We start from the raw sequence: 23,752 nt of genomic DNA, 5'->3' as shown, positions 1-23,752 counted from the left end.
CCTATGAAAGCATATGAAAATCTCTTCCGGCCGGCCTACGAAGTTATTGCGGCAGTCGGCTGGAGTGTTGCGGCATTGGCAATGCTCTATGTGACAGTTTTCTCAAAAGCTCCATCCAGTGCTTTTTGGTACATGGGGGGGCTTTCGGTTGCATTTGGTGCGTGGCGGTGGCGCCAGACGTTGAAGCTTTGGGCATTCAAGATATCGCTAGCCGGTCGGCCGTTCCTTTTCATGAAAGCTTCCGTGCTGTCGGGCCTGATGAAGCGTCAGCCATCGAAGATGTGGATGGGTTTCGGGTTTGAATGGGGCCCAGAGCATACACAACGGGTAACCGAGATCCGGCGCCGGGCAGTCAAGACCGTGATGCCGCCTGATTGGTTCATGAAGCTGAAGAAGGTAAAACCACTGGATGAGACGAAGGGGGCACCATGGATTCATGGTGTAGAGCCGGCGGAGAAGCATATCTATGTTCCGTTGGACGCTCTTGAAGGCCACGTTCTGGTGTTTGGGACAACGGGCTCGGGCAAGACCCGCCTGCTCGAAACGGTAGTCAGCCAGGCCATTGAACGGCAGGAAGTCCTAGTCATCATTGACCCGAAGGGCGACAAGGAGCTGCGAGATATTGCGCGGAAGGCTTGTGTCGCCTGTGGGCGAGCAGATGCGTTTGCTCAATTCCATCCTGCCTTTCCAACGCACTCGGTGCGGATCGACCCGCTGAAGAACTGGGGGCGTTCTACCGAACTTGCGTCGCGTATTGCTGCGCTGATGATCAGTGAAGACGCCTTTCAGGCTTTTGCATGGAGCGCTATCAACGTGGTTGCGGATGGTCTGATCTACGTCGACAAGGCGCCGACGTTGATGACGCTCCGAAAATTCATTGAGGGTGGTCCGGATCCGCTGATGGAACGCGTTCTCAAGGAATTCTTCAATCGGCATATGCCGCGTTGGGAAACGCTGGTAACCCCATTCCTCGAAAAGGCTCGCAACGGAAAACTACCGCTGAAGCTGTCGGCGGCGGCCACCCCGGAACTGCTTGCCTACATCTATTTCTACCGACACGAAGTGCCGGAAGAGAAGCGCGATCAGATCGTCGATGGCCTGCTATCGATGGTAGAGCACAGCCGTGACCACCTGTCGAAAATTCTGGCGTCACTGGTGCCGTTGTTGCGTCAACTGACCGCCGGCGAACTCGGGCCTCTTTTGTCGCCCGATGCCGAAGACATCAACGATACGCGACCCCTGCTGGATACAAAGAAATTGATCTCCGGCGGCCATGTGCTTTATCTGGGCCTCGACTCGCTTTCAGATGCGACAGTAGGTTCAGCGATAGGCTCGATCATTCTGTCGGACCTTACCGCGGTCGCCGGCGATATCTACAACTACGGCGATGCCAAGCCAAAGAAAATTCAATTGATCGTCGATGAAGCGGCAGAAGTCGTAAATGGCCCGTTGATCCAGATTCTCAACAAAGGACGGGGGGCTGGGTTCGTCACGTGGCTGCTTACCCAGACATTGCCGGACTTCATCGCTCGCATGGGAAGTGAGCCGAAGGCGCGGCAGATGCTCGGCAACTGTAACAACCTGATCGCCCTTCGTACGAAAGACCGGCAGACGCAGGACTTTATCTGCGAGACGTTCGGCAAAACGGATATTCAAGTCATAGGCCGGTCCCAGTCGATCGGCTCAAGAACGGATGATGGTGGTCTTCACTTCACCGGAAATGCATCGGAGAGCCTGCAGCAAACCTCCGTCGATCTGATCCCTCCGGAGCTGCTGGGCATGCTCCCGGATCTTCACTACATCGCCTCTGTTGCAGGCGGTCGAATCATCAAAGGGCGCTTGCCCAAAATCATTGAGGGCTGACTTAATGGAAGCTGTATCGCTGAAACGTGTGTACGACTACGAAGTGAATCGGAGCGAACTCGTCTCCCCTGAGCATTCATTGCGTGTCTCGCTGGCGCGGACCGGCAAGCGGAACTTCGCCAAATCCATTTACTTCGCATGGCCGACTTTGGAGGTTGCATCCAGGAAATTGGCAGCGCTGATAACGCACCATTATCCCAATGAAAGCGGCCAAGGCTTCTTGCTCGACAAAGCTCTGGCTGCCGCATGCAACGTGTACGAGACGTCCGTTGAAACGGACACCTTCACGCGTCGAATGGGGCTCTACCTGAAGACGATGCTGGATACCACCGCCGAGCATATTCTGCACTGGGATACGCACGGGATCCTTGCCAGTGGAGAAACCTTGGCCTGGCCGGTTGGCGGCGCACCAATCCAGGAATGGGTCAAGCGCAAGAGCGTTGAGAAGATCGTGTTCACCAAACGCTCTGAGCAACCGGGCAGCGAAGAACGAGAGGCGGCGCGGATTGCTCTTGCCTCCAGCATCATGACATTCAATGACCTGTTGCATGTCACGCGACTCGATCTGAAGGGGTAAGCCATGCAGAAGCACAGCATCCTTTGGATTGCCCTGATCGCGGTATGCATCTTGGGGCTGCCGGCAATTTCGTCGCCAAAGGACATCATGAACCGAGTGATTCGTGAGCTTGGGATGATTGAGCAAGTTCTTGGCAAAGCTGAGACCACGCGTGTAACCACATCGGCGACAACGATCTATAACGCCCTCTTTGTTGAGACCGGAGTCGTGGGGGCGACAAACAAGGCGATGGTTACGGAAGAGGAAAAGTTTCATAGCGAGGCCATGTTCGGGCAATCGGTGCGTGGAATCTCGGACCGGACCAACGATTACCTGGTGGGTTTTTCGGCGCTGTGTTTCGCCTCCCTGGTCAGAATTGTCATCTTCATGGCGTGGTTGCCGTACATCGCACCATTCTTTATTGCGGCAATCTTGGATGCCGCCGTGAGCCGGCGCATCAAGTTTTCCAGCTTCGGATATTCAAGCCCGATCAAGTTTTCAGTCGCCTCACACATGCTGATCGTGATCGTGTTTCTTCCGATTCTGTATCTCGTGGTTCCGCTACCGGTGACCCCTCTATTCATTCCGTTCTGGGCGCTGATTTCAGCCGTACCGGTGATGACAGTCATTGCAAATACCCAACGGGTTTAGTGGCAGGGCAGGGGGATCAAGCTCCAGCTGGTTTTCCCCCCCAATTTGCCCCGATTTAGCTCCGCGTCTTCCGAGGCGCATCTACATAGACTCTTTCAACTATGGACCAACAAACCCGAAATAACGCTCACGTTCTGCTCCGCAACTCACTGCGGGCGGTCGGCCATTTGCTCGAAGACCCGCATGTCCAGGAAGTCATGATCAATGGGCCGAACAACGTATGGGTCGAAAAGGCAGGACAGGGGATCATCAAGACCGAGGTGGATATCTCCGATGTCGAGATCCGTAGTTCCATCCAGTTGCTGGCCAGCCTTGAAAACAAGGAAGCCAAGGAACGAGGCAAGGAATCGATCATCGACTCTCGGCTTGATGGCTTTCGTTTTGCGGCGGCCATGAAACCCACCTCGATGCAGGGTCCTTCGATTTCAATTCGCAAGCACAACCCGGTGCATTTGAGTCTCGATGACTACGTGGCCAATGGCGCGATACCGGAAGAAATGGCCGGCGTTCTCCGGAAGATGGTTCAAGAGCGCAAGAACGTTGTGGTTGCCGGCGGAACGTCCAGCGGGAAAGCCCAGCCCCTGGACGCGCTGGTGCTGACGCCGAACGGTTTCGTTCCAATGGGGAGTCTGAAGGTTGGTGACGCGGTTACCTCTCCGGACGGAAATGTCGACCAGATCGTTGGCGTCTTCCCACAAGGCGAAAAAGAGGTTTATCGCATTACCTTCCATGATGGACGGACAGCCGAAAGCTGCGCAGAACATCTTTGGCAGGTCTGGTCTCGTACGTCAACGTATGTGAAAGGCTCTGGGCACAGCGGGAAGAAGACCCGCGGTATGGGGTGGCGGGTGCTACCGCTAAGCGAAGTAATTGATCGTTTCAAGCGCAAGAGCAATCTTTACGAGCGCTCGGCAGTTCCGCTGGTTTCCCCGTATGCAATTGAGCTGCCACATGAGGCTCATCCGATTCCCCCATACGTCCTCGGGGTGCTAATTGGCGATGGCTGCTTGGTCGATTCGACCGCAAAGGTTTCAACGGCCGATAACTTCATTCTTGCGCGGCTGGCGGCAGATCTGCCTGGGTACGAAATTACTCCGATCAAGGGGTATGACTACCGGATCGCAGCGAAGGTCAAGCGCATGAAGAGCGCAATGAAGACGTCGCTCGAAACGCTTGGGCTGCAGGGCATGAAGTCCAATGGGAAATTTATCCCTGACGTCTACAAGCGCGGCACCGCCGCCCAGCGCATGGCATTGATGCAAGGGCTCATGGATACGGATGGCTTCGTCTCCAAAGAAGGTTCGTTGAGTTATGTGACTGTGAGCAAAAGGTTAGCCGAAGATGTGCGGGAGGTTGTTGCCTCTCTCGGCGGTATTGCCACCATCACCGAGAAAAAACCCAGCTATCGCGATAAGAATGGCGACAAGCAACAAGGGCAGATTGCCTACAACGTCTGGATTACTCACCCGGTACCAGATCACCTGGTGTCGCTGCCACGTAAGCTTAAGCTGGTGAAGCCGCGGGCGCGAGACTGGCGACTGCGTATCGTCAGCATCGAACCGATCGGGAAAAAGCAAACCCAATGCATCAAGGTCGCCAGGCCGGAGGGGCTCTACGTTACAGATGGCTACGTGGTGACGCACAACACCACGTTCGTCAATGCTCTCATCGGCGAGGTAGATCCTGGTGACCGCGTGTTGACCATTGAGGACACGCAGGAACTCAAGGTCAAGGTGCCGAACTGGGTACCGCTCATTTCCAATGAACAAGAGGGTGTCACCACGCGAGATCTCGTACGTCTCTCGCTGCGTTTCCGCCCCGATCGAATCATCGTCGGTGAGGTTCGCGGTGGTGAGGCCTTTGACCTGCTGGATGCCGCAAACACCGGTCACGATGGCTGTTTGGCGACCCTGCACGCTAACAACTGTGCGGGCGCGTTGAGCCGTTTTGAGTCCCTTGTTCTTCGGGCCGGCATCAACTGGCCGCACGAAGCAATCAAAGCACAAATCGCCGACACCTTTGACTTTGTGGTTTTTATGGCCCGGGTGAAGACCGGGCGAAAGCTCGCCGAAATCATGGCGATCAACGGATTCGATTTCGACAGCAAGCGATACATCACCGAAGAGGTGTATCGCTTGCATGAGAAGCACTGAGCAATTTCATCAACTCAAGGAGGTCACTCATGAACGCAACTGCATCTTACCAACTGAACATTAACCAACTGTGGGTCGAACGCTTCTTGGCATTTTTGCCGTTGCTGATTGGCCTGTTCATGCTCGCAGTGATGTTTGCCGAACCGGCAATGGCTCAAGCAATGCCTTGGGAAGGCCCGCTGTGCAAGGTTGCCATGTCGCTCAAGGGGCCTGTGGCTAAGGCTGTTGCGGTCATCGCGATCGTTGTGTGCGGTCTGATGCTCGCCGTCGGCGAAGTCAGCGGTATCTTCAAGACCATGCTGGGTCTGCTGGCCGGTATCTCCATGGCGCTGCTGGCTTCCAACTGGCTTGGCTTCATCGATAGCGCTGCCGGTAGCTTTAGCTGCTCGACCTACTGATGAGCTACGAACCGCGCGCCTCCGCGGTCCACAAGTCCCTGCTCGAGATCAAGACGCTCGGTGGGGTTGAGAAGCGGATGGCAATTGCCAACGGCACGTTGGCAGCCGCTTTGACCATGGGAACCAACCAACCCATGTTTCTGGCGCTGGCAGTTGTCGTCCACTTCTTCCTTATGTGGCTCACGAAGAAGGATCCATTCACGATCAAGGTGTACATGCGCTATGCCTTGATGGGCGATATCTACGATCCGTGGCCCAAGCGCACCATCAAGCGCAATCCACGGCCGGAGGGGTTCGGCAAGAACCTCCTATGTTGAAAAGGCACGCATGCTGAACGTTAAGAAAATCGCGAAAAACTATGAAGCCTCCGCTCGCTCGTATGCGGAGCTGGTCCCCTTCATGGCGCAGATCGCCCCGGGCATGGTGATCAACAAAGACGGGTCATTGCTGGTGAGCTATGCAATGACCGGCGTTGACCAGGAAGGCCTGCCGCAGTCCGAAGTCGACCGTTACGCGAATCTCGTTGAGCATGCGTTTCGGGGTTTCACTGAACGGTTCACCGTCTGGTTTACGGTTGACCGCCGGCGCATCGAGGAATACCCCGAGTCGCAGTTCTCTGACCCTGTGTCCGCATGGGTCAATGAGCATTGGCAACATCAGTTCACGACTCGTGGCCAATTCCAGAATTTCCTTTACCTGTCGGTGCTCTATACGCCACCCGGGGGCGCCGACGGCTATATGGAAAAAGTCGCGCATTTCGTGAAGAACGATGGTGCATCTTTGCTGACTGCCCTGGGCAAGGCTGCGATCACTTCGATCAGTAAGCAGCGGACGTTCGACTTTGAAGCCAATCAGTTGATCGCGTTTATCGCTGACTTCGAAGAAAAGCTATCGACATTCGAGCAAACGGTCCTGGATGTTGATCTCCAGCGGCTTCAAGATAGCGAACTCCTCGGGTTTATGCACCGTCGGTGTTCTCCGACAAGTTATCAGGAGCGCGTCAAGGTTCCGGAAATTCCGGCTTATCTTGACAGCTACCTGCCAGGCGATCAACTGATTAGCCGCGGTGACACGCTCCGTTTCCGTGGTTCCGAGGGGGACAAGCACATCGCTGCGATGAGCCTCAAAGATTGGCCGGATTGGACCCACCCTGGGATTCTGGATGACCTTCTGGCTATTCCCGGGGAACTGACCATTTCTCAGGTTTATCGGTTTGCCGACAACATCAAGGCCAAGAGCTTCATCGAGGGCGTGGAAAAGCATAACCGAGCGATGCAGAAGACGCTGTTCGGGTATCTGAAAGAAGCAATTACCCACGAGGAGAGCAACCAGATCAACCACGGCCGCGTGTTGCTTGCGCAGGATGCCTCAGATGCGTTAACTGAGATGACCTCTCTGAATCGATCCTACGGTCACTACAACCTCACGGTCGTTACCTATGGCGATGACGCCACCGAAGCCGAGACCACATTACGGATCGTTAACCAGGTTCTCCAGCGCCGTGGATACATCACGGTTCGGGAAACAATGCACCTGCTCTCCGCCTTCGTCGGGACCATTCCTGGCCAGTGGGGCGAGATCGTTCGCTGGTATTTTGTCTCTTCGGCAAACATCTCCGATCTTGCTCCGGTTCGGACGCTGGGAATCGGGAAAAAAACCAACGACTACTTCCGTGATCAGCGAGGTGATGGTGTTGATCAACCGGCCTTGACCGTTTTGGCGACTGAATTCAACACACCATACTTCTTCAACTTTCACCAGGCGGATTTGGCACATACGGTCTGCATCGGACCGTCGCGAACAGGGAAGTCGAGTTTCATGAACTTCCTGATCAGCCAATTCCAGAAGTACGAGCCGTGCAACACGATTATTTTCGACAAGGACTATTCGTGCCGGATCCCGACCTTGATGCAGGGCGGCGATCACGTGGACCTGGGCCTGAACTCGGATACGCCGGTCTCGCTTAACCCGATGCGCTTGCTGGGTGAGCCGCACAGCCGGGCGTGGCTGACGAACTGGCTGGAAATGCTTCTGACGTCCAAGGGCTATCAGATGCGTTCTGCTGATCTGGACAATCTGAAGAACGCCTTGGATCAGGTTGCTGCCCAACCGCCAGAGTTCTGGCGTCTGCAATCACTGGCGCCGTTCCTCTCTCGCGAATTGAAGGAAGAACTCCATCCATGGGTGTCGTCTGGCTCCTACGCTCGGTACTTCGACAATGCCGATGACACCTTCGATCTCGGCAGCAAGACGTGTGTGGAAATGGGTGGCTTGTTCCATAACCCGACCATCGCAACTCTCTTTATCGATTACGCGTTCTATTGCATCCAGAAGAAACTCGATGGCCGGCCGACGCTGATCTATATCGAAGAAGCGTGGTTCATGCTGGCGAACGAGCAATTCGCAAAGGGTATCGATAACTGGCTGCGTACCCTGGCCAAGAAGAATGCGTTCCTGATTATGGCAACCCAGTCTCTTCAGGAAATTGCAAAGAGTCCGATCTTCGCCACGATTATCGACAACATTCCCAACCGAATTTTCTTGCCCAACGCGCAAGCGATGACTCATGCGGACATGTATCGCGACCTGTTCCAATTGAACGACGAACAGATCAACCGGATCCGCAATGCGATGCCAAAGCGGAACTATTACATCGTCACGCCGAAGCTTTCGCGAATGGTCGACGTGGCCCTGCCGCCGGAGATTATGGCGGTTGTTCGTTCGGATTCCCGTGCCCAAAAGGTGTTCGTCAAGAACTACCAATCGGGTGAAGAAGATTGGCGCAACAACTATCTGAAGGAGATTCTCAATGCGTAAGATCATTTTGGCTTTTGCCGCATCGCTGATGCTCAGCACTTCCGCTCACGCACAGTGGATGACGCTCGATATTGCAAACCTGGTTCAAAGCATTATGTCAGTCCTCTCGAGCTACGAGCAGGAGGCGACTCAAGCCGAGCAACTGATGAATCAGTACCAGCAACTGGAAAACGAGTATCGCCAGTTGAAATCAATCGGCAGCGGTGACGTGTCCGGCTTGTTTGGTACTGTAAGGACAGCTTACGCGAACGAGCAAAACTATTACAACGCCGTGCGCGGGATGTATGGCGATTTGTCGAACGCCAAGACGGTCGCTACGGATCTGTACAGTCGCATGGGTGCGTCAGGTTTGTCGCAAGAGGACTGGATGAAGCGTGAGGCTGAGCGTAACCGGGCACGTCAGGAAGGCAACGGCTTTCTGACAGACTATCAGGCGAACGTGTTGAGCCAGGTTGGAAAGCGTTACGAGGTCGTCCGGGACCTGCAGGGGCAGATCACTTCGACCGAAGGGACGCACGAGTCCATGCAGCTGATGAATTCACAGATGAATGTCCTTCTTGCGACGACCAATCAGGTGCTGGAACAAAACACAGCACTTGCCCAACGCACGACCACTAAGGACATTGAGGATGCCGGGCGAGCCAAGGCGCTCGACGATAGTCGAGGTGCGTTTTCTGAAGTTCGGCGTGATAGCCTGAAGACCAGTACGGACATGATCGGCGGGATGAGGTCGAGCAAATGAGAAATCATCGCAGCAGCCTCATCGTAGCGCTGCTTTTGCTCACACTTCCGGGGATCGCGCTAGCCGCCACAACCGGAAGTGATGCTGTAGGCCAGATACTCGGGGATCTGCTGAACAAGTTCAATTCGACATTGTCGCAACAGCCTTTCATGCAGGCGGGCACAAAGCTGCTTCAGATGTTGCTAGTGATTCTGATTGCCTGGAAGGGGTTGCGCCTTACCCTGGACACTGGATCGTTCAGTATGGTGGTTGCTGAAATAGTTAACATCATCATCATGGTGGGAATCGTGAAGTTCTTCATGAATCCGACTGTCCAGCAGCAACTAGTGTCAGGATTTGATGACCTTGCCAAAACAGCCGCGAACGCAACTGGGTCAATCATGGATACCGCAAACCCAGCTGCAGCCATTACCGATGCGCTAGGTCGCCTCATGGATGCCGCAATGAAGCTCTATAACGGTACTCCAACTGATCCCCCGCCAAATGCGGACGCAGGTATGTGGGCGAGAGCAACGAGTTGGCTCAATTCAACCGTCAGTTCAATTGCAAGTGGCGACCTGTTGTTTGCGCTTACGAATGTTCTTTTTCGGGTGTTCCTGACCATACTTGTTCTTGTTGTTGGGCTTATTTATGCAGTAACGATCATTTGGACCCAGATTACGATCAATATTGCCCTAATTGTTGCTCCGTTCTTCGTACCATGGTTGCTTTGGGATTCGATGGCATTTCTTTTCCATTCGTGGTTGAAAGTCCTTATCACGTGCGGTGTTCAGAAGGTTGTCGGTGCCTTGATGTTTGGGATCACTGCAAGCCTGATCGACAATGTGACAACGCTCGCAACCAAAGCAAATGCGACGCCTGTTGAGAATTTCTACTATTACGCAGCCACGTTTTTACTCGTAGCTATCATGGCATTGATGATGGTTCAGGTTGTTGCGTTAGCGAACAGCTTGGTTTCTGGTATGCCAAATTCAACGTTCAAGCCGACTGGAATGATGAATCCCGCGGGCGCAGCTACTCGTGGCGGAGGTGCTATGCAAAAGGGTGCTTCTCAAGCAGCCGCCGGGGCGGCTGCGGGTGGTCGAGCAGCGAAGGGGGCGTACCAAGGCTTCAAGGCAGGAATGCAAAACGGAGGCGGTGCTCGCAACGTTGCAAAATCGACGGCACAAGGGGCATGGACAGCGATGAAGGGAGGTGGTGGTTCAAAGGCACCAACTCCTCCTGCGTTGCCAAAAAGTACCGCGAAAGGGGGTGAATGATGCTCAGAATGCGTCCCAATCTACGTGCCCGGTTCCGTGGTGTGACTGAAGAGGAGTACGCGGCCCTGTCAATGGCAGCGGATGAACGGAAAAATCTGCTTCCGGAAGAGCGTGGATATTTCGAACCCCCAGAAGAAGCTGATGCATCGATTGTGGGAGCAATCCTGTGGTCATCATTTGTGCTGATGCAAGATCGGCCGATGTTCCTTTTCTGTGGTATTGCCGGTGGCTTGATCGCGATGGGATGCCGGGTGCTTGAAATGATCCGGTAGGTAGGAGTTCTACGTGCTCATTAAGAAGCCTGGATAGTCTTGTGGTTGTCCAGGCTTCTTGTCATTTAGGGGGCATGCAGACAATAGTCGGAATTGATCATGCATCAACTTTCAAATCAGTAGCAATCACGAAGCCAAAACACATATGAACTTGTTCGCAAAACTCTTTAATCGCCAACAAAAAACAACCTTGCCGCCCATGCCCATTTCGGTCAGCGATATCGCTAACTACGAGTCGGCCTTTGAGCAAGCCGTACAGTTCTCGAAATCCCAGGGCTTCGACGTTGATTTTTTCGATTGGAAAACTGATGATTTGTTGGATCCGGCGGGAACGTTTCTCGCGCCGATTTATCGCCAGGCCGGCGTTACAGATCCGTCAAAAGCAGCATTTCAGTGCCTCAAGTGGAGTCACTTTCTGGCACCATACTTTGCCGACGGGCTAGGCTGTCGTGCGTGGCCGACGATCGGACAGCTTTGGTTTGATGGTCGCACCGTATTCAATCCATCGTGGTCGGATTTGTATAGATGGGGATCGTCAGGAATCCAACTTGACGAGTTGGAGGGAAAGAAAGGGATCAATCTGCATGCGTGGATCACCCTCGAAACAGGTGAAATCATCGAGCCATCGATGCTGAATTCGCTGGCGACTATGAACCCCGAGGCCTACGGAGACTATCTGGGTGCCACTGTATGGGGGCGAGACCCCCACGTTCTGAACAAGCATCGATATTTCCCGATGGCTGTCGGGGCACAGTTTGCTGAATCAATTGGGCGTAGGTCCTGCTTACCGCTGATCGCCGACAACGCAACGGATCTACACGAGGTCCAAGCTCTCCTAGTTGCGAAGTTTGGCTAGCGAAATATGGATATGGGGAGACATGTCCGTTCGTCGGTACGGACATGTCCCGAGGGCTAAATAGTTCTTCAGCGTGGGCAGATGACCTTACTCGCTGCCCCTTCCAGAGTACTTTAAGTCCGTGTCATCCTTAGCCTCGTCTGAGAGACGAGGCTACCTGTGGGCGGTTCAACGCATTACAGCCTGTGCAAGTGCAGCCAGGTTGCTCGATTGCTGAGCTCCTTCGTAGAAGGTGGCTGCCAACAGTCCGGCGGTCTTCGAACTTATGACCGAAAGCTGGTCATGAACACTGCCGGTGGTTGTTTTTCCGTAAAGGTGCTTGCTGTCGAGGATTTGCATCAGACCAGTAGTGTCTGTATACGATTTGGATGCAAGTAAGCCATCGATACGAGCTGCTTGGGCTGCTTTAGTCAGCCCACTTCGGAGACTGCCAAGTCCCGCGATACCTTGAGCGCAGTCCAGCGCGTTGCCAATGGACGAACCGTCTTCTTGGTCAGGATTGAAATTCACAAATTTCCGGACGTCAGCATTTACGTCTCGACTGCTATACGCGCTGGTCAGTTTGTACACGATGGAATCAAATCCGGCGCACTTCACAGCAGCGTCAACATTACCTATTAGCGGTAGAAACGCCGCGGCCGCTTCCGCGATCTTGCCCTGGGTATGCGCGTTCTTCAGTGCTTCGGCGTATTGCTTATCTTTCAGCAGGGAATCCCACGATTGGCTAATCATGGAGTTGCCAACTACGTATGTTTGCGAGTACGTAACGACATTGTTCCGGTCACGGCAAGAGTAAGTGACATACTCCAACGCTTCGCCGTGATGGCGCTTGTACACGACACCAGAACTGCAGTTCCTGCGGAAAGAAGTCCAGATCGGGTCAGACTGGAAATCTTTCTCGGAAGTCCAGTCAACCGCGAGCTTGAACGACGGGCTGCTCGAGTAAAGGCTACGGGTTGCTGGTACCTCGGTAGGCGAGTAACCCCCTTGGGATGTGAGATACCCGATACCGTTACCGAGTTGCACTTTGTTGGGGGGGAGGGTGAAGCGGCCGAGGCCGATATTGGAGGTCCCCTTTGCGCGGTCCAGGTCCGACTCAAGGACGTTCTCGATGTTGTTGAGGATCTTCGCAGCCTCAGTCCGATACGGAGCTGGTGCCTCAGGTACTGGAAGAGCGTTGAGTTGGTTGAGATCGATCTTCGTAGGCGCTCCGTCGGGGTTGTGCAGAATGATGCCGTCAGCGACTTTCTCGACGATGTACTTGTTCCCATTCGAGTCACGAACAGAGTAAGCGGAGCCTACCGCCATTTCATTCGTAGCAGCCCCGGTTTGGCGCGGACTGCCATTTGACCCAAGCGGCTGGCTGATAATCCCCTTGAGCGCATCCCCAAGCGCTGCGACCTTGATGCCGGCAGACCAATCCATTCCGGGGGTATTTTCCAGTGCAACATCGTTCAGGAAATCAGAAAGCGACACCCGCTTGCTGTTGGCAGCTTTGGCGTCGTAGAGGCGGTTGGACAAAAAGACGCGAGCGCCGCCAGGGAGAGATGCTGTACCGTTTTTCGCACTGGTCAGGCTGTTCATGAAAAGTTCGGTGCTAAGAGCTTGTTCGAGGCGTGCCTTGCTCACCAGCTTGCCGAGATGCCAGGCTACAGCGAACAGTTCGGCATCGCCTTTGGCAATACCTTCCGCTGCTTTGCGCGTGTAAAACTTGGTCAGATCATCAAGGGCGACGGCATCGCTGCGGCTTTTTACAGACAAGCGCGTTACGCCAGGCCCAAAGGTGTCCGCCTGGAGTTCGGATATCTGCAGACCATTCATGCGGAAATTATTGCCAGTGCCGTAAAACACATTTTGATTCGGGCCAGTTGTTGCGCAGCCAGCAAGAACTGCCAGCACACATGCTGTTACAAGAGACCGACGGAATGGAACGAATTTAGATGTCATGTTTTAGAGAAAAGAAGTTAGCGACAACTAGATTGTCGTCTTCGGCGGGTGGATTACCAGTGCCCAAAACGTAGGAATTATGCTGTGAAATTGCGAGGCTTGTGTCTCGTGATCCATTTTTTATTGCTACGGACTATTGCATTTTTGAATCGTCATCGGCTAAGATTTGAGCACGGTAGCTGGCATAACCGGTCACACAAGCCAGCCTAAAGTCGCAGCTTACTGCATCGGCCATCACCGAAACTCCAAAGTAATTAGCCATTCGAAGAGAGTCCTCTCCAGAGGTAGTTCTGGATTCTGGACAGGATTTTTCGTTGCCATTGTGGCAATGGAATGGCAGCTGGTTGCGCCTGGACATTGTGTCCAATACCAGCATTACTAACCGCCCCACGGGTTCTCTCCCGTTCGGGTGGGACTCCGGGCAATGCTCAGGAGTGTGATATGAAAACCGTTATTGCGGCGATGTTTGACATCGTGAAATTCAATACTGAAATCCGGATTCTGTCTTCTGCCATTGTCGCGAAGCATGAACTCGGACTGGATGCAGAGTCGGATCGCCAAAAACGTTCAAGCCTTCAGTACGAAGGCCCCACGGTGGTGGCATCGATGAGCATTGTTGGCTGGGAACTGGAACCGATGTCCGATGATGGATCTGTCGAAGGATACTTCGATCGGCCATTGAGTAAGACGGTCAGCATCCTTCCCCAGTCTCTTTCGGCAGCAAAATCAACTATCCAGATGCAGCATCTTCTGGATGCCTGGTTTGAGTGCGATGGGTTCAAGCTGGACAAACAGGATACGGAAGAAGAACTTGGTTCCGGATTCTCGAGTGTTCGGCTGTTGGACAACCTCGGTAATGTAGTTGCCGAAGGCGAAGCATTTTTTCTAGGTGGTGAAATTTCGTGGAAGCAGGTCACCCATCTGGGTGAGACCGAAATCGCGAAAAAACTTCAGCAGGCGCGCGAGTTGGACGACGAAGCATCGGAAGAAGCTCGTTGGGATAACTTTGACACTGCACGTAATCTTCGTGAACGAGCTGGTTCGCTCCGTCGTGAAATTGCGATTGGCAACAATTGTCTGCGTCTGGCCAGCTAGGCGGATTGCAGTAATCAACTTAAGTCGTTAGTTCGACCACAAACACCCCGGAGGGAACCACCTCTGGGTGGTCCTCCGTTTTACTACTGGAGGCCATTGTGAAATCCAAACAACAACGTCAAGAGTCTGTTTCCCGCATCCTTTGCAGGATGATAGGCATTCGTATTGGTGCGCCTTTGGACGATACCGACAAGGACGTCTATCTGTGCGGGATTGAAGCTTTGAAAGAGATGTACGACGACGATGCTCGTCTGGTCTGCCGAATTGCCGACCGTGCCACTACTCCGATGCGAAAGCGTTGGGCTCTGGTCCGGATCAAGCAATTTCTCACGTACATTCTCCTTGATCTCCGTGCTTCAGTTGATCAACGAAATGTAGATCGACTGGCACGAGTCCTGGTTGCTGCGTGAGCGGAAATCGTCCGAATTCACTTTTTTAAATTCAGACTTTGGATCTCCCGGGCCAGTGCATTGCACTGACTCGGGACTTCCGACCAAGTTATCAGCGAGAAGAGCGAGGGCGCAGGATTACGGCGCTCGCCACCTTCATCTCCTTGGTCTGCACCTGTATGGACATAGGCCATCCGTCCTGATTGCCGTAGGTAAGAATCAACTCACAGACGGTGGTCGATGCATTCTTCTCGAAACAGAGCTTGTTTCGGAAGCCGAGCTTGGCACCCGGCGCCGCATTTTCCATGCGAGCAACAGCGGCTGAGTGACTTCCCCAGTCGCTTTCGGCCTGGCTGCCGGCAAGCACCAGACGGCGCGCAGAGCCCTCATCGTGTCGGATCAGCGCTGTCATATAGGCTTCAGCGGTCTCAACAGCAGGCGAGGCAGCACTGGCGCCGAAGGACGCGACCAGGGAAAGCCCCAGAAATAAGCTACGAAATTGCATTTGGATGTGCATAAGGCTGGTTCTCCATAGAAGTAATTGCCAGTCCAATATATCAGGCCGCGCGCGTCAAGCTAGCGGGCAAATGTCTAGATTCGATAAGTATGTGAGAACCCTTTCCAGAGACAGTTTCTGGACAGGATTTTCGTTGCCATTGTGGCAAAGAAAAGGAAGCTGGTATCGCCAGGGTATTGCACCCAACACCAGCATTGCTAACTGCCCGACGGGTTCTCATCCGTCAGGGTGGAACTTCCTGAGGGAATCGATGGGAGATTGACATGGAAAACTTGGTAAGCCTTATCTATCGTGCATTCTTGTTCTTTCGAGAGCATGGAGCCTTGGCCGATTGTGACCGTACTCATGACGGAGATATCACGCTGTTTCTTTGCGCCGGTGTCGCCGTAGCGGTAATCAAAACGGACTCGGGCCTTGTTAGCGGCTGGAGCAACGTCGATACAATCAAGAAGGCTCGGGAGTTTGCATGGCAGCTGGCGACGAAGTTCGATCGTACAACGCCACAACTCGCCGTCCGAGCCTGAGATGGTGGTGCACAATAGAGAGGTGAAAATGAAGGATGAGTTCGAAGAAGCGGCACGGCCTGTTGCAAGGCTACTGGGGCATTCGCTGGCAGCGGTTCTTGGCTTTGTCGGGATTGCGTTGATTTCACTGATTCCGATCGGTGTCTTGAAGTTGGTGTTGGCGCTCGGTGTTGATGAACTGGCCAGTCCGTTGCGGGTTCTCGAAGTCATGTTGCTGGTTGCGGACATGCTGTTGTTTGCTGTAGTCTTTCTGACAGGTGTAGTTGTCTTTGCGGCCGAAACTTTGGCAAGCGCAAAGAGTCAGATTAGCAAGGCATGGAAGGATGGCAGACATGATTGATACGTTGAAACAGGACTTCCTCTCGGGCTTCAGAGAAGGTTGGGCAATGTTCTGGACTCCCTTCACGGGTTTGTATCGTGCGATTGTGGTTAGCTGGCGTTCCCATGTGGGCGGTACCAACCAAAATCACCGTCATGCCTGATTAACCGGCGCGTGCTCCACCAGGAGCCTCGCCCAAAAGAATGCCCCCGTACCGTTATGCGGTCGGGGGCATTGTCTTTTGGGGGCTTGTACCGCCACACCCCTCCTGTAGACTCTGTTCATATAGGAGAAAGTCATGAAAGCCAGACCCAAAGAAATCGCCATCTACCTCACTGCAGCGGTCATGTTGATCAGTGCCGGCGCATATCACCTGCGCAAGTGGGATAACCCTCCGCTTTCCATTTCCCAAAGCGACCTGGACAGCGTTTGTCAGTCGGTGCCTGGATGCAAAACTGTGAAGCTTGGTTGGGTGGCAGAAAAGGGTTCGTGGTCAACGTCCGTGAAGATACTGATTGTTGCCTCAAAGAAGGCCAAGAACCCTGGCATCGAGACATCAATAGGAACCGCTGTACGTCAGCTGGTGGAGAACAAGAGTCACTGGCTTGAGGCAGGCGTGACGAATCAGAAGGTCGAGGTGCGTTATGAATAATATTGTCAAGAACATGGGAACCGCTGTTGCCGCCATGGTGCTTTTGCTGACGTTGCCGGCAAGTATCGTCCTGATTGCAGCCTCGTTTGTTGGCGACCGGATGCCCGGTGACGCTGGTTTCATCACATTTGTGCAAATCTTTGGGATCTGGTTCTATGTGAACAGTGCATTTGTTGCATTGGTAGCGCTGGATCGCGCCAGGTTCAACGAGCGGACTTCCCTGTACTTTTGGATGTTTGCGCAGAGTTTGGCGATGCTTTTCCGAGTAGGGCCTTCTGCCAATTTGTTCCCCGAGATATGGATTGCCCTGAGTTCCAATTGCATCTTGGCAGTTCTCAATATGCTGAATCCGAAGACGAACTCGACAATGGCTGTTCAAGTCCCAGGTAGCGATTCGCAACAAGCCACGGCGGTAGAAGTCGCGATTCGCTACAAAGCCGTCAAGCCGCGCTTCACGTTTGGCGATGTCGTAGGAATGAAGGACGTCAAGGCCCGATTGATTGCTGCTGGCAAGGAAGTAGTCGCCAGCCAGAAGGTAGGTGCACAGGCTCGTAATGGCGTGCTGATGACCGGCAAGCCTGGTAACGGCAAGACGTTTATGGCTGAAGCGCTTGCCGGTGAATTGAAGCTGCCGTTTCTGTCCGTCTCCTACGGCGATGTGGCCTCGAAATACATTAACGACACGCCTGAAAACGTCGTAAAGGTATTCCGTGATGCCGCCAAGCAGGCGCCTTGTGTCCTGTTTATCGACGAGGTTGATAGCCTTATTGCCTCCCGCAATCACAATTCGGGTTACGAAGAAAGCGCCCGCATTACGAACGTATTGCTGACCGAGTTGGTGAACATCCGTCGTGCTGGTGTGGTGGTAGTGGCTGCCTCGAACTTTGTTGATCGTCTGGACCCGGCCGCCATTCGGGAAGGCCGCTTTGACTTCAAGATCGAGATTACTGCTCCGGACTCGGTTGCCCGTCGTCACATGATCGTCAGCAAGTGCAAGATTGCGATCAGCGAAGAGACCATCGAAACCGCCGTGCGGCGCTGGGATGGCTTCTCGGTCGCCCGCATCACTGCCGTGATGGAAGAGGCTAATCGCATGAGCCAGCAAAGCGGATTGATCACCTTCCAGCTGTTGCAGTCCGCCCTGCGGAACATTCAAGGGCGCAAGGGCAACATTCCGGAAGATACGCCCACGGTCGACCAGCTGACGATGGATACCGAGAGCAAGCAACGCCTGATGGCACTGGCTCGCCGTATGGACAAGATCATGGAGATCGAGGCAATGGGTGGTTCGGTTCCCCGTGGTGTGCTTTTCTATGGCCCCCCGGGCACCGGCAAAACGCTGACGGCACGTGCGTTGGCTAAGACGGCAAACTGGGCGTTCCTGTCGGTCAGCGGTATGGACCTGATTTCCGATCCGAAGCGGATTGACGCCCTGGTCGAGGAAGCCAGCGAACTCCGCCCGTGCGTTGTGTTCATCGATGAGGCCGACGATGTGTTCAAGGATCGCCGCTACAGCAACACGGCGACGGTGACCAACAAATTGCTGGCCGCGATGGACGGCGCTGGCGGTAAGGTTCCCGATATTCTGTTCGTCGCAGCAACCAACCATCCGGACCAAATGGATGAAGCTGCAATGCGTGGTGGACGCTTTACGGAGAAGGTCGAGTTTGGCCTACCGAATGTTGAAACGCTTGTTGGGTTCCTGCAGAAGTGGAAAGAGGGCACCAAAGCAAAACTGGCGCCGACATTCTCTCTGGATGGGGCTGCTCGCTACCTTGTCGGCAATTCGATGGCGAATGTTCGGGAGATTCTGCAGATGGCCATTAATAACGCGATTAGCAGGCTCGAACCGGATGAGGATGTGGCTGTAGTGGACATGAAAGATCTCGAAGTTGCCGTTGAGTCTGTCCAAGGGAACATCGGCCGTATCTAGCAATGCTTGCCCTTGTTGCGCGAACTAGTGAAGGGAAAGCTGGGAAAGCAACGTGGTCAGTTTGGCATGTTGCTAAAGCCCCCAATTTATGAAACTGGATTGTTGTGGCACTAATTTGCACGTGACATACTAAAAAATTCGAAGCTTCTGGTGGTGGTTGGATTGAAACTCGGGACGGTCGTCAGTATCAATTATGAAAGTGGGTTCGGGGTCATCGTAGGCAAGGATGACACTACGCGCAGGAATTTCGACCTAAAGAGGGATGTCACCGGCGAATGCCCGTGGTCTAGGGCACAAGTTACCTATGCCGAAAGCGGCTCGGCAAAAAAGCCTCGTGCGACTCGCGTAACCCTCATCCCGTCGCGAACCATTCCCCAGGAAAAGCAGCCGATAGCCGAAAAAATCATGAAGGCAACCAGAACGCTGGCGGAACTACAAGAAGGTCGTCAGCACATCAGGGATGGTGTCGGCTTTGGTAACGCCCATTGGAAGCTTGGTCTGATCTTGGCCGATATGTGGGGTCGCGGGTGCGCCGGCGATGATCCAATGTCGGTTGTTAAAGGGGCGGCATACCTACTCTTTCGTCACCCAGAACAGGCTCGTGGGCAAAATGTGAGCGATAAAATGATTGGTGTCTTTCTGCCCTATGCAGAGCAACGCAAGGAGTATTTGAGCACTGTCAGGGATCGAGCAAGCAACTTAGCTGGCAAGTGGGTGCGGTGGAAATTGTTTGAGGACAACGGGACCTATTTACAACTTACCGCTAGCTCGGGGGCCTCTTGGCACGCGATTGAAAGCGCTGCACGTTACCTTGGGCTGCTGGTATCTCAGGAGCCGGGCGGAATCGTCTTGCGAGTCGAAGAAGCGATGCTGCCTCGCCTCATGCAATTCGCGGCTACCTCTGAAGGCTTGCGACTCCGTGGGTGCATGGAGGTCGGTAGAAAAAAGTTGTTCGATCAACTATCGGAGCGATTCCCCCGTAATTTGACCGTTCAGTATGATATTTCTGATGCAAGAGTTGTTTCTCACCCGATCTTTGGCATTGGGCAGGCCCTGCGGCTAGAAGGAGAAGGGCGTGGCGCTAAATTGCATGTGGAATTCAGCAATGGAAGCCATAAATGGCTTCGGGCATGTGACGCAATAGTTTTAAAAAATACCGAGCAAGCTTCTCCTTCTACGGGCATTGGAAGAAATGAGCCAATTCCAGCCACAGTTGCATCAATTAATGGCCGCAATGATAAATCCAGTCAAGCGATCACGCCCGAAAGACGACAGGGTAATATCCAGGTCGCTCAAGAAACCCTAGATTGCGCTAATCAAAACCCCTGCGTGGCAAACGAAAAAACGTTCTTTTCGCGCGTACGTAACTGGGCACGAGAGGCAATAGCCAAGATGATGGGTTGATCTGGGTGGCTTAAAGTTGCTCCTTTTGCGGATGCACAAGGGCGGTGTGTCTCCCCCGCAAGCTAGCTAGATACTTGTGAAAACCACGGAAAGGGGAGTTCTCCCCATCCATTCAGGCTGCGAGTACAAGCCCGCCGCGAGGTAGCAGTTACCCGACACCTCTGCCGACTGATAGATTACAGCGGCAAGCTTGTTCGGCAGCACGCGCCAGCCATCGTTGGACAGTCGTTGGCCATATCCGTCGGCAGATAGCCCGAAGACGATCCCTCGCTCGTTAAGCCAAGCAGCACAGCCCCGGAAAATCCCCCCGGGGCTTTTTTTACCCCTGTATTTCCCCGTTTTAGACAGTCGCGCCGCAATGGCGTGACAGGGTGTAATCGCCCAGTCCGTCATTATGGGATTGCAGGAATGTTCAACTCCGTCAAGAAACCGGCCGCCGCGTCGGGAAAGCAAGGGAAGTCATCGAATGGTGGCGACCCGATCGGTAATAGCCCGCTTACCGCCTACGAAAAGGGTAAGCGGGAATGGTTCGAACGCATGGGTTCGCCCGTGGTCGAGCGTGATCGCTATTTTGTGATCGCAGGCCTCTTTGGCTTGGCGTTTGCCGGGCTTGTCCTGACCCTGATGAACATGATGCCGCTCACTCGGGTTGAACCCTACGTGGTCCAGGTGGACAAGATCACGGGCCAAGTGGCAGCTACCCGAGCAGCCGCTCAAGCCTACAAGCCGGGCGCTCCGGAAAAGCAGTACTTCATCATCAAATGGGTACGTGGCCTTCTCGAGCTCGATCCGAATACCACGGAGCGTGCCCTGGCCGAAGTGTACGAAAACACGCGTGGCAAGGGGATCGACGAATTCACCGATTTTGTGACCAAGACCAAGCCCATTGTTCGGGTTCGTACTGAGGCTGGCCTGACCAGAACCGTCGAGATCAAAAGCTTTTCTCCGTTGAATGATCAAAGCGCCTTGGTGCGTCTGGTTACGGAAGAACGTTCGCTTAATAAAGGCGCGGTTCGTCGTTCGTATGCCATCACGATCCACTACGCCATCGATCCACCGGAAACCGAGGGGCAAATCATGAAGAACCCCATCGGGCTTTTTGTAACCCATTTCGCGATTAACGAGGATCTGTCATGAAGAACAAGTTGTCTCTGCTGCGAGCAGCCTTGCTCGCCCTGGGCGTGATGAGCGCGGTGATCCCGGCCCATGCAGAAATCAAACCGATTCCGATGCCGGCCGATGCCAAGTTGGTCGAATTTCCCTATGAGCCGAACGATACGTTTGTCGTGCTCGCCCGGCCGAAGGCAATCACCGACATTGTTCTCCATCCGGATGAAGAAGTCATTGGCCTAGCCTTGGGGGACACTTTCCAGTGGCAGGTAAAGGATGCCAAGGGGCATATCTTCGTCAAGCCTCTGCGGCCGAACATTTCAACCTCGGTCACGTTGGTCACTTCTGTCCGGACCTACCAGTTCACGCTGCAGTCGTCACCGGAAGATGGTGTCTGGTATCAGCGAGTCAGTTTTACCTACCCGCAACTTCTGGTGATCGAACGGGAGCGGCAAGTTGCCGCAAAGCGCACCCAAGATGCCGAAACGGCCCGTCTTGATGCACAGGTGGCAAGCCCGCGCCTGTCACCGGAAAATCTGAACTTCGAATATGCAATCAGCGGTGAAGCAAGTTTCCGTCCGACACAGGTCTTCGACGATGGCAAGTTTACGTGGGTTCGAATGCCGAAAACTCAGGACATGCCTGCATTCTTCATGGTTGCTGAAGATGGCGGAATTGAGCTCATCAACACCCATTTGAGAGGCGACTACGTGGTCGTCCAGCGCCTGGTCAACAAGCTTCTGCTGAAGCTCGGGAAGACCGAAGTCAAGGTTGAGCGGAACAAGGGAGGATGGTCCCTGTTTCGCTGATGGGGGCTTGATACAGCAATGAGCACACAAGTTGAACAACCCCCTTTGGAAGCGCCAATCGAACCCGATCTTGGCCGGTGGAAGGTCAAGCGGAATCTCCATTATTGGGTACTCGGAATTGTCGTAACGGTTCTTGCCGTTTTCATGCTCGGCGAAGCCATGAAATCTGAACATCCCGACGACGCTACTGTTGCCGAGCAGAAGAAGCTGAAGGAAAAGCAGAACGCGGCTCTCAACAAGACCGAACAGGCTCCGGCACGTGAAGATCTTGAACAAACCCTGGCCAAACAACAGAAGGAAGCGCAAGAACGACTTGCTGAGGCTGCCAAGGCTCCGCAAGCGGCAGCTTTGCCGCAAAGTGCGCAGTTGCCCGGAAATCTGGTGCCGCCAGGAGTTCAGCCAAGCGGTCCGTTGAATCTTCCCCCGCTGCCACAGGGCAAGCCACGGCCGGATGCTGGTCTTCCCAGCCCGGAGTCAATGCAGTCCGCACAGAGCCAAGAAGCGCAGATGGCGATTAAACGGGAGGAGCAGGTACTGGCCAGCCCGATCATGGCGATCGACAACACGTCGAAACTTTCGCTGATGGCGGGAAAGGCCAACAAGCCGGGCGGAAGTTCAACTCTGGAACGGGCTTCGCAGGATTTGGCTGAAGAACGGGAGCGGCGCTTGGCGGAGTCAAAGGCTGACCGCGATCAGATGTTCAATAAAGCGCTGAATGCATCCACCAGTTTGATGGGGGGCGGGGCGGCTGGCCAAGGTCGCGGAGCAGCCGGAAGTCAGCAGAACTTTTACGAAAATCTTGCCAGCCAAGAAACGGGCAACGACGTGCTCCGGCCAATTGCGTCACGTGGGAAGTATTCGCTGATGCAGGGCGCATCAATTCCGGCGGTACTGATAACTGAGGTCCGTTCAGATTTGCCCGGTGACATCAAGGCTGCGACCACGATGGATGTGTACGACAGCGTTAATGGTGCAGCTCTGCTGATTCCAAAGGGCACGATCCTCGTTGGTAAATACAACAACGAGGTGAAGGTCGGTCAGGAGAAGGTCATGGCGGGCTTCACCAGGATGATCTACCCGTCTGGGGCCTCCGTGGATCTGGGGGGAATGAAAGCGGCCGAGGGGTCGGGTGAAGGCGGGCTCTCCGATGACGTAGATAACCACTTCTGGAAAATGTTCGGCACCAATTTCCTGATCGCCGGCTTGGCTCAAATTTTCCAGAAGGATCAGGGGAGCGTCACGGTTGTGAACAACGGAGCTGGAGGCGCAAATCAACTTTCAAATACTGCGGGCCAAATTCTCGCGGACACCGTGCGGGTGATCAACGAAAGAAATCGAGCTATTCCGCCCACGATTTACGTTTATCGCGGCCATAAATTCAACGTCATGGTGAACAAGGACATGGTTTTGCCGCCATATCAAACGGGGGTGCGCCAATGACCGCCAAAAATCATCGTTTTAGTTCCGAGACTGGGACTCTGGCGCT

At 54.1% G+C, this 23,752-nt stretch carries 23 protein-coding genes; 21 read left to right on the top strand and 2 right to left on the bottom strand.

Annotated features, from left to right (window positions below):
* The first annotated feature begins 3 nt into the window (after positions 1 to 3).
* From traD to AC07TV_RS18335, 11 genes are all read left to right on the top strand, one after another.
* A complete protein-coding gene (traD, locus tag AC07TV_RS18385; protein ID WP_494649820.1) occupies positions 4 to 1,863 on the top strand; it encodes a conjugative transfer system coupling protein TraD in 1,860 nt (619 codons plus the stop codon).
* A gap of 4 nt (positions 1,864 to 1,867) precedes the next feature.
* Complete coding sequence (locus tag AC07TV_RS18380; protein ID WP_494649819.1) at positions 1,868 to 2,440, top strand: hypothetical protein; 573 nt, start codon at positions 1,868 to 1,870, stop codon at positions 2,438 to 2,440.
* A 3-nt stretch (positions 2,441 to 2,443) separates the two neighbouring features.
* The gene (locus AC07TV_RS18375) at positions 2,444 to 3,070 is read left to right on the top strand and encodes an IncC plasmid conjugative DNA transfer DtrJ family protein (RefSeq protein WP_494649818.1); all 627 of its coding nucleotides are present in this window, start codon (positions 2,444 to 2,446) and stop codon (positions 3,068 to 3,070) included.
* A gap of 101 nt (positions 3,071 to 3,171) precedes the next feature.
* Positions 3,172 to 5,223, top strand: a complete 2,052-nt coding sequence (locus tag AC07TV_RS18370; protein WP_494649817.1) for an ATPase, T2SS/T4P/T4SS family — start codon at positions 3,172 to 3,174, stop codon at positions 5,221 to 5,223.
* A gap of 29 nt (positions 5,224 to 5,252) precedes the next feature.
* Positions 5,253 to 5,621 carry a TrbC/VirB2 family type IV secretion system protein gene (locus tag AC07TV_RS18365; RefSeq protein ID WP_494649816.1) on the top strand — a complete coding sequence of 123 codons (369 nt, stop codon included), beginning with the start codon at positions 5,253 to 5,255 and terminating at the stop codon, positions 5,619 to 5,621.
* Positions 5,621 to 5,938, top strand: a complete 318-nt coding sequence (locus AC07TV_RS18360) for a VirB3 family type IV secretion system protein (RefSeq protein WP_494649815.1) — start codon at positions 5,621 to 5,623, stop codon at positions 5,936 to 5,938. Before AC07TV_RS18365 ends, AC07TV_RS18360 begins: the two co-directional genes overlap by 1 nt.
* A 10-nt stretch (positions 5,939 to 5,948) precedes the next feature.
* Complete coding sequence (locus AC07TV_RS18355; protein WP_494649814.1) at positions 5,949 to 8,438, top strand: VirB4 family type IV secretion/conjugal transfer ATPase; 2,490 nt, start codon at positions 5,949 to 5,951, stop codon at positions 8,436 to 8,438.
* The gene (locus AC07TV_RS18350) at positions 8,431 to 9,180 is read left to right on the top strand and encodes a TrbJ/VirB5 family protein (protein WP_494649813.1); all 750 of its coding nucleotides are present in this window, start codon (positions 8,431 to 8,433) and stop codon (positions 9,178 to 9,180) included. The genes AC07TV_RS18355 and AC07TV_RS18350 overlap by 8 nt, the downstream gene beginning before the upstream one ends.
* A complete protein-coding gene (locus AC07TV_RS18345) occupies positions 9,177 to 10,439 on the top strand; it encodes a TrbL/VirB6 family protein (RefSeq protein ID WP_494649812.1) in 1,263 nt (420 codons plus the stop codon). Before AC07TV_RS18350 ends, AC07TV_RS18345 begins: the two co-directional genes overlap by 4 nt.
* Positions 10,436 to 10,711, top strand: a complete 276-nt coding sequence (locus AC07TV_RS18340) for a hypothetical protein (RefSeq protein ID WP_494649811.1) — start codon at positions 10,436 to 10,438, stop codon at positions 10,709 to 10,711. The genes AC07TV_RS18345 and AC07TV_RS18340 overlap by 4 nt, the downstream gene beginning before the upstream one ends.
* A 145-nt stretch (positions 10,712 to 10,856) precedes the next feature.
* On the top strand, positions 10,857 to 11,567 hold the full coding sequence (locus tag AC07TV_RS18335; protein ID WP_494649810.1) for a hypothetical protein: 711 nt from the start codon (positions 10,857 to 10,859) through the stop codon (positions 11,565 to 11,567).
* 168 nt (positions 11,568 to 11,735) lie between these two features.
* Here AC07TV_RS18335 and AC07TV_RS18330 read toward each other — a convergent pair whose 3' ends face one another.
* Positions 11,736 to 13,514 (bottom strand): hypothetical protein, encoded by a 1,779-nt coding sequence (locus AC07TV_RS18330; RefSeq protein ID WP_494649809.1) that lies wholly within the window; start codon positions 13,512 to 13,514, stop codon positions 11,736 to 11,738.
* Between the two features lie 441 nt (positions 13,515 to 13,955).
* Here AC07TV_RS18330 and AC07TV_RS18325 point away from each other — a divergent pair, with 441 nt between their 5' ends.
* On the top strand, positions 13,956 to 14,609 hold the full coding sequence (locus tag AC07TV_RS18325; protein ID WP_494649808.1) for a hypothetical protein: 654 nt from the start codon (positions 13,956 to 13,958) through the stop codon (positions 14,607 to 14,609).
* A 98-nt stretch (positions 14,610 to 14,707) separates the two neighbouring features.
* Positions 14,708 to 15,019, top strand: a complete 312-nt coding sequence (locus tag AC07TV_RS18320; RefSeq protein WP_494649807.1) for a hypothetical protein — start codon at positions 14,708 to 14,710, stop codon at positions 15,017 to 15,019.
* A gap of 91 nt (positions 15,020 to 15,110) precedes the next feature.
* Here the strand turns inward: AC07TV_RS18320 and AC07TV_RS18315 are convergent, their stop codons facing one another.
* The gene (locus tag AC07TV_RS18315; RefSeq protein WP_494649806.1) at positions 15,111 to 15,515 is read right to left on the bottom strand and encodes a hypothetical protein; all 405 of its coding nucleotides are present in this window, start codon (positions 15,513 to 15,515) and stop codon (positions 15,111 to 15,113) included.
* A gap of 263 nt (positions 15,516 to 15,778) precedes the next feature.
* On the opposite strand from AC07TV_RS18315, the gene AC07TV_RS18310 reads away from it, so the two are divergent.
* The 8 genes from AC07TV_RS18310 (at position 15,779) to AC07TV_RS18275 (ending at position 23,706) form a co-directional block, all read left to right on the top strand.
* Positions 15,779 to 16,039, top strand: a complete 261-nt coding sequence (locus tag AC07TV_RS18310) for a hypothetical protein (protein ID WP_494649805.1) — start codon at positions 15,779 to 15,781, stop codon at positions 16,037 to 16,039.
* Positions 16,040 to 16,067: 28 nt separating this feature from the next.
* Positions 16,068 to 16,379: a hypothetical protein gene (locus tag AC07TV_RS18305; RefSeq protein ID WP_494649804.1), complete on the top strand. Its 312-nt coding sequence runs from the start codon at positions 16,068 to 16,070 to the stop codon at positions 16,377 to 16,379.
* Positions 16,380 to 16,656: 277 nt separating this feature from the next.
* Positions 16,657 to 17,010, top strand: a complete 354-nt coding sequence (locus AC07TV_RS18300) for a hypothetical protein (protein WP_494649803.1) — start codon at positions 16,657 to 16,659, stop codon at positions 17,008 to 17,010.
* Complete coding sequence (locus tag AC07TV_RS18295; RefSeq protein WP_494649802.1) at positions 17,003 to 18,943, top strand: AAA family ATPase; 1,941 nt, start codon at positions 17,003 to 17,005, stop codon at positions 18,941 to 18,943. The genes AC07TV_RS18300 and AC07TV_RS18295 overlap by 8 nt, the downstream gene beginning before the upstream one ends.
* A 162-nt stretch (positions 18,944 to 19,105) precedes the next feature.
* Positions 19,106 to 20,347: a hypothetical protein gene (locus AC07TV_RS18290; protein ID WP_494649801.1), complete on the top strand. Its 1,242-nt coding sequence runs from the start codon at positions 19,106 to 19,108 to the stop codon at positions 20,345 to 20,347.
* A 408-nt stretch (positions 20,348 to 20,755) separates the two neighbouring features.
* Positions 20,756 to 21,484: a VirB8/TrbF family protein gene (locus AC07TV_RS18285; protein ID WP_494649800.1), complete on the top strand. Its 729-nt coding sequence runs from the start codon at positions 20,756 to 20,758 to the stop codon at positions 21,482 to 21,484.
* 29 nt (positions 21,485 to 21,513) lie between these two features.
* Positions 21,514 to 22,266, top strand: a complete 753-nt coding sequence (locus AC07TV_RS18280; RefSeq protein WP_494649799.1) for a TrbG/VirB9 family P-type conjugative transfer protein — start codon at positions 21,514 to 21,516, stop codon at positions 22,264 to 22,266.
* Positions 22,267 to 22,284: 18 nt separating this feature from the next.
* Positions 22,285 to 23,706 carry a TraB/TrbI/VirB10 family type IV secretion system protein gene (locus AC07TV_RS18275; RefSeq protein ID WP_494649798.1) on the top strand — a complete coding sequence of 474 codons (1,422 nt, stop codon included), beginning with the start codon at positions 22,285 to 22,287 and terminating at the stop codon, positions 23,704 to 23,706.
* Positions 23,707 to 23,752 lie beyond the last annotated feature (46 nt).

The organism is Azonexus sp. GW821-FHT04F04 (genome assembly GCF_059420025.1).
Note: the sequence above shows the minus strand (reverse complement) of the source record. Positions and strands in the feature narration are given on the sequence as shown.

Bases quoted from the DNA above. Each gene is read 5' to 3' on its own strand.
- traD (WP_494649820.1), top strand. From the start codon at position 4: ATGAAAGCATATGAAAATCTCTTCCGGCCGGCCTACGAAGTTATTGCG.
- AC07TV_RS18380 (WP_494649819.1), top strand. From the start codon at position 1,868: ATGGAAGCTGTATCGCTGAAACGTGTGTACGACTACGAAGTGAATCGG.
- AC07TV_RS18375 (WP_494649818.1), top strand. From the start codon at position 2,444: ATGCAGAAGCACAGCATCCTTTGGATTGCCCTGATCGCGGTATGCATC.
- AC07TV_RS18370 (WP_494649817.1), top strand. From the start codon at position 3,172: ATGGACCAACAAACCCGAAATAACGCTCACGTTCTGCTCCGCAACTCA.
- AC07TV_RS18365 (WP_494649816.1), top strand. From the start codon at position 5,253: ATGAACGCAACTGCATCTTACCAACTGAACATTAACCAACTGTGGGTC.
- AC07TV_RS18360 (WP_494649815.1), top strand. From the start codon at position 5,621: ATGAGCTACGAACCGCGCGCCTCCGCGGTCCACAAGTCCCTGCTCGAG.
- AC07TV_RS18355 (WP_494649814.1), top strand. From the start codon at position 5,949: ATGCTGAACGTTAAGAAAATCGCGAAAAACTATGAAGCCTCCGCTCGC.
- AC07TV_RS18350 (WP_494649813.1), top strand. From the start codon at position 8,431: ATGCGTAAGATCATTTTGGCTTTTGCCGCATCGCTGATGCTCAGCACT.
- AC07TV_RS18345 (WP_494649812.1), top strand. From the start codon at position 9,177: ATGAGAAATCATCGCAGCAGCCTCATCGTAGCGCTGCTTTTGCTCACA.
- AC07TV_RS18340 (WP_494649811.1), top strand. From the start codon at position 10,436: ATGATGCTCAGAATGCGTCCCAATCTACGTGCCCGGTTCCGTGGTGTG.
- AC07TV_RS18335 (WP_494649810.1), top strand. From the start codon at position 10,857: ATGAACTTGTTCGCAAAACTCTTTAATCGCCAACAAAAAACAACCTTG.
- AC07TV_RS18330 (WP_494649809.1), bottom strand. From the start codon at position 13,514: ATGACATCTAAATTCGTTCCATTCCGTCGGTCTCTTGTAACAGCATGT.
- AC07TV_RS18325 (WP_494649808.1), top strand. From the start codon at position 13,956: ATGAAAACCGTTATTGCGGCGATGTTTGACATCGTGAAATTCAATACT.
- AC07TV_RS18315 (WP_494649806.1), bottom strand. From the start codon at position 15,515: ATGCACATCCAAATGCAATTTCGTAGCTTATTTCTGGGGCTTTCCCTG.
- AC07TV_RS18310 (WP_494649805.1), top strand. From the start codon at position 15,779: ATGGAAAACTTGGTAAGCCTTATCTATCGTGCATTCTTGTTCTTTCGA.
- AC07TV_RS18305 (WP_494649804.1), top strand. From the start codon at position 16,068: ATGAAGGATGAGTTCGAAGAAGCGGCACGGCCTGTTGCAAGGCTACTG.
- AC07TV_RS18300 (WP_494649803.1), top strand. From the start codon at position 16,657: ATGAAAGCCAGACCCAAAGAAATCGCCATCTACCTCACTGCAGCGGTC.
- AC07TV_RS18295 (WP_494649802.1), top strand. From the start codon at position 17,003: ATGAATAATATTGTCAAGAACATGGGAACCGCTGTTGCCGCCATGGTG.
- AC07TV_RS18285 (WP_494649800.1), top strand. From the start codon at position 20,756: ATGTTCAACTCCGTCAAGAAACCGGCCGCCGCGTCGGGAAAGCAAGGG.
- AC07TV_RS18275 (WP_494649798.1), top strand. From the start codon at position 22,285: ATGAGCACACAAGTTGAACAACCCCCTTTGGAAGCGCCAATCGAACCC.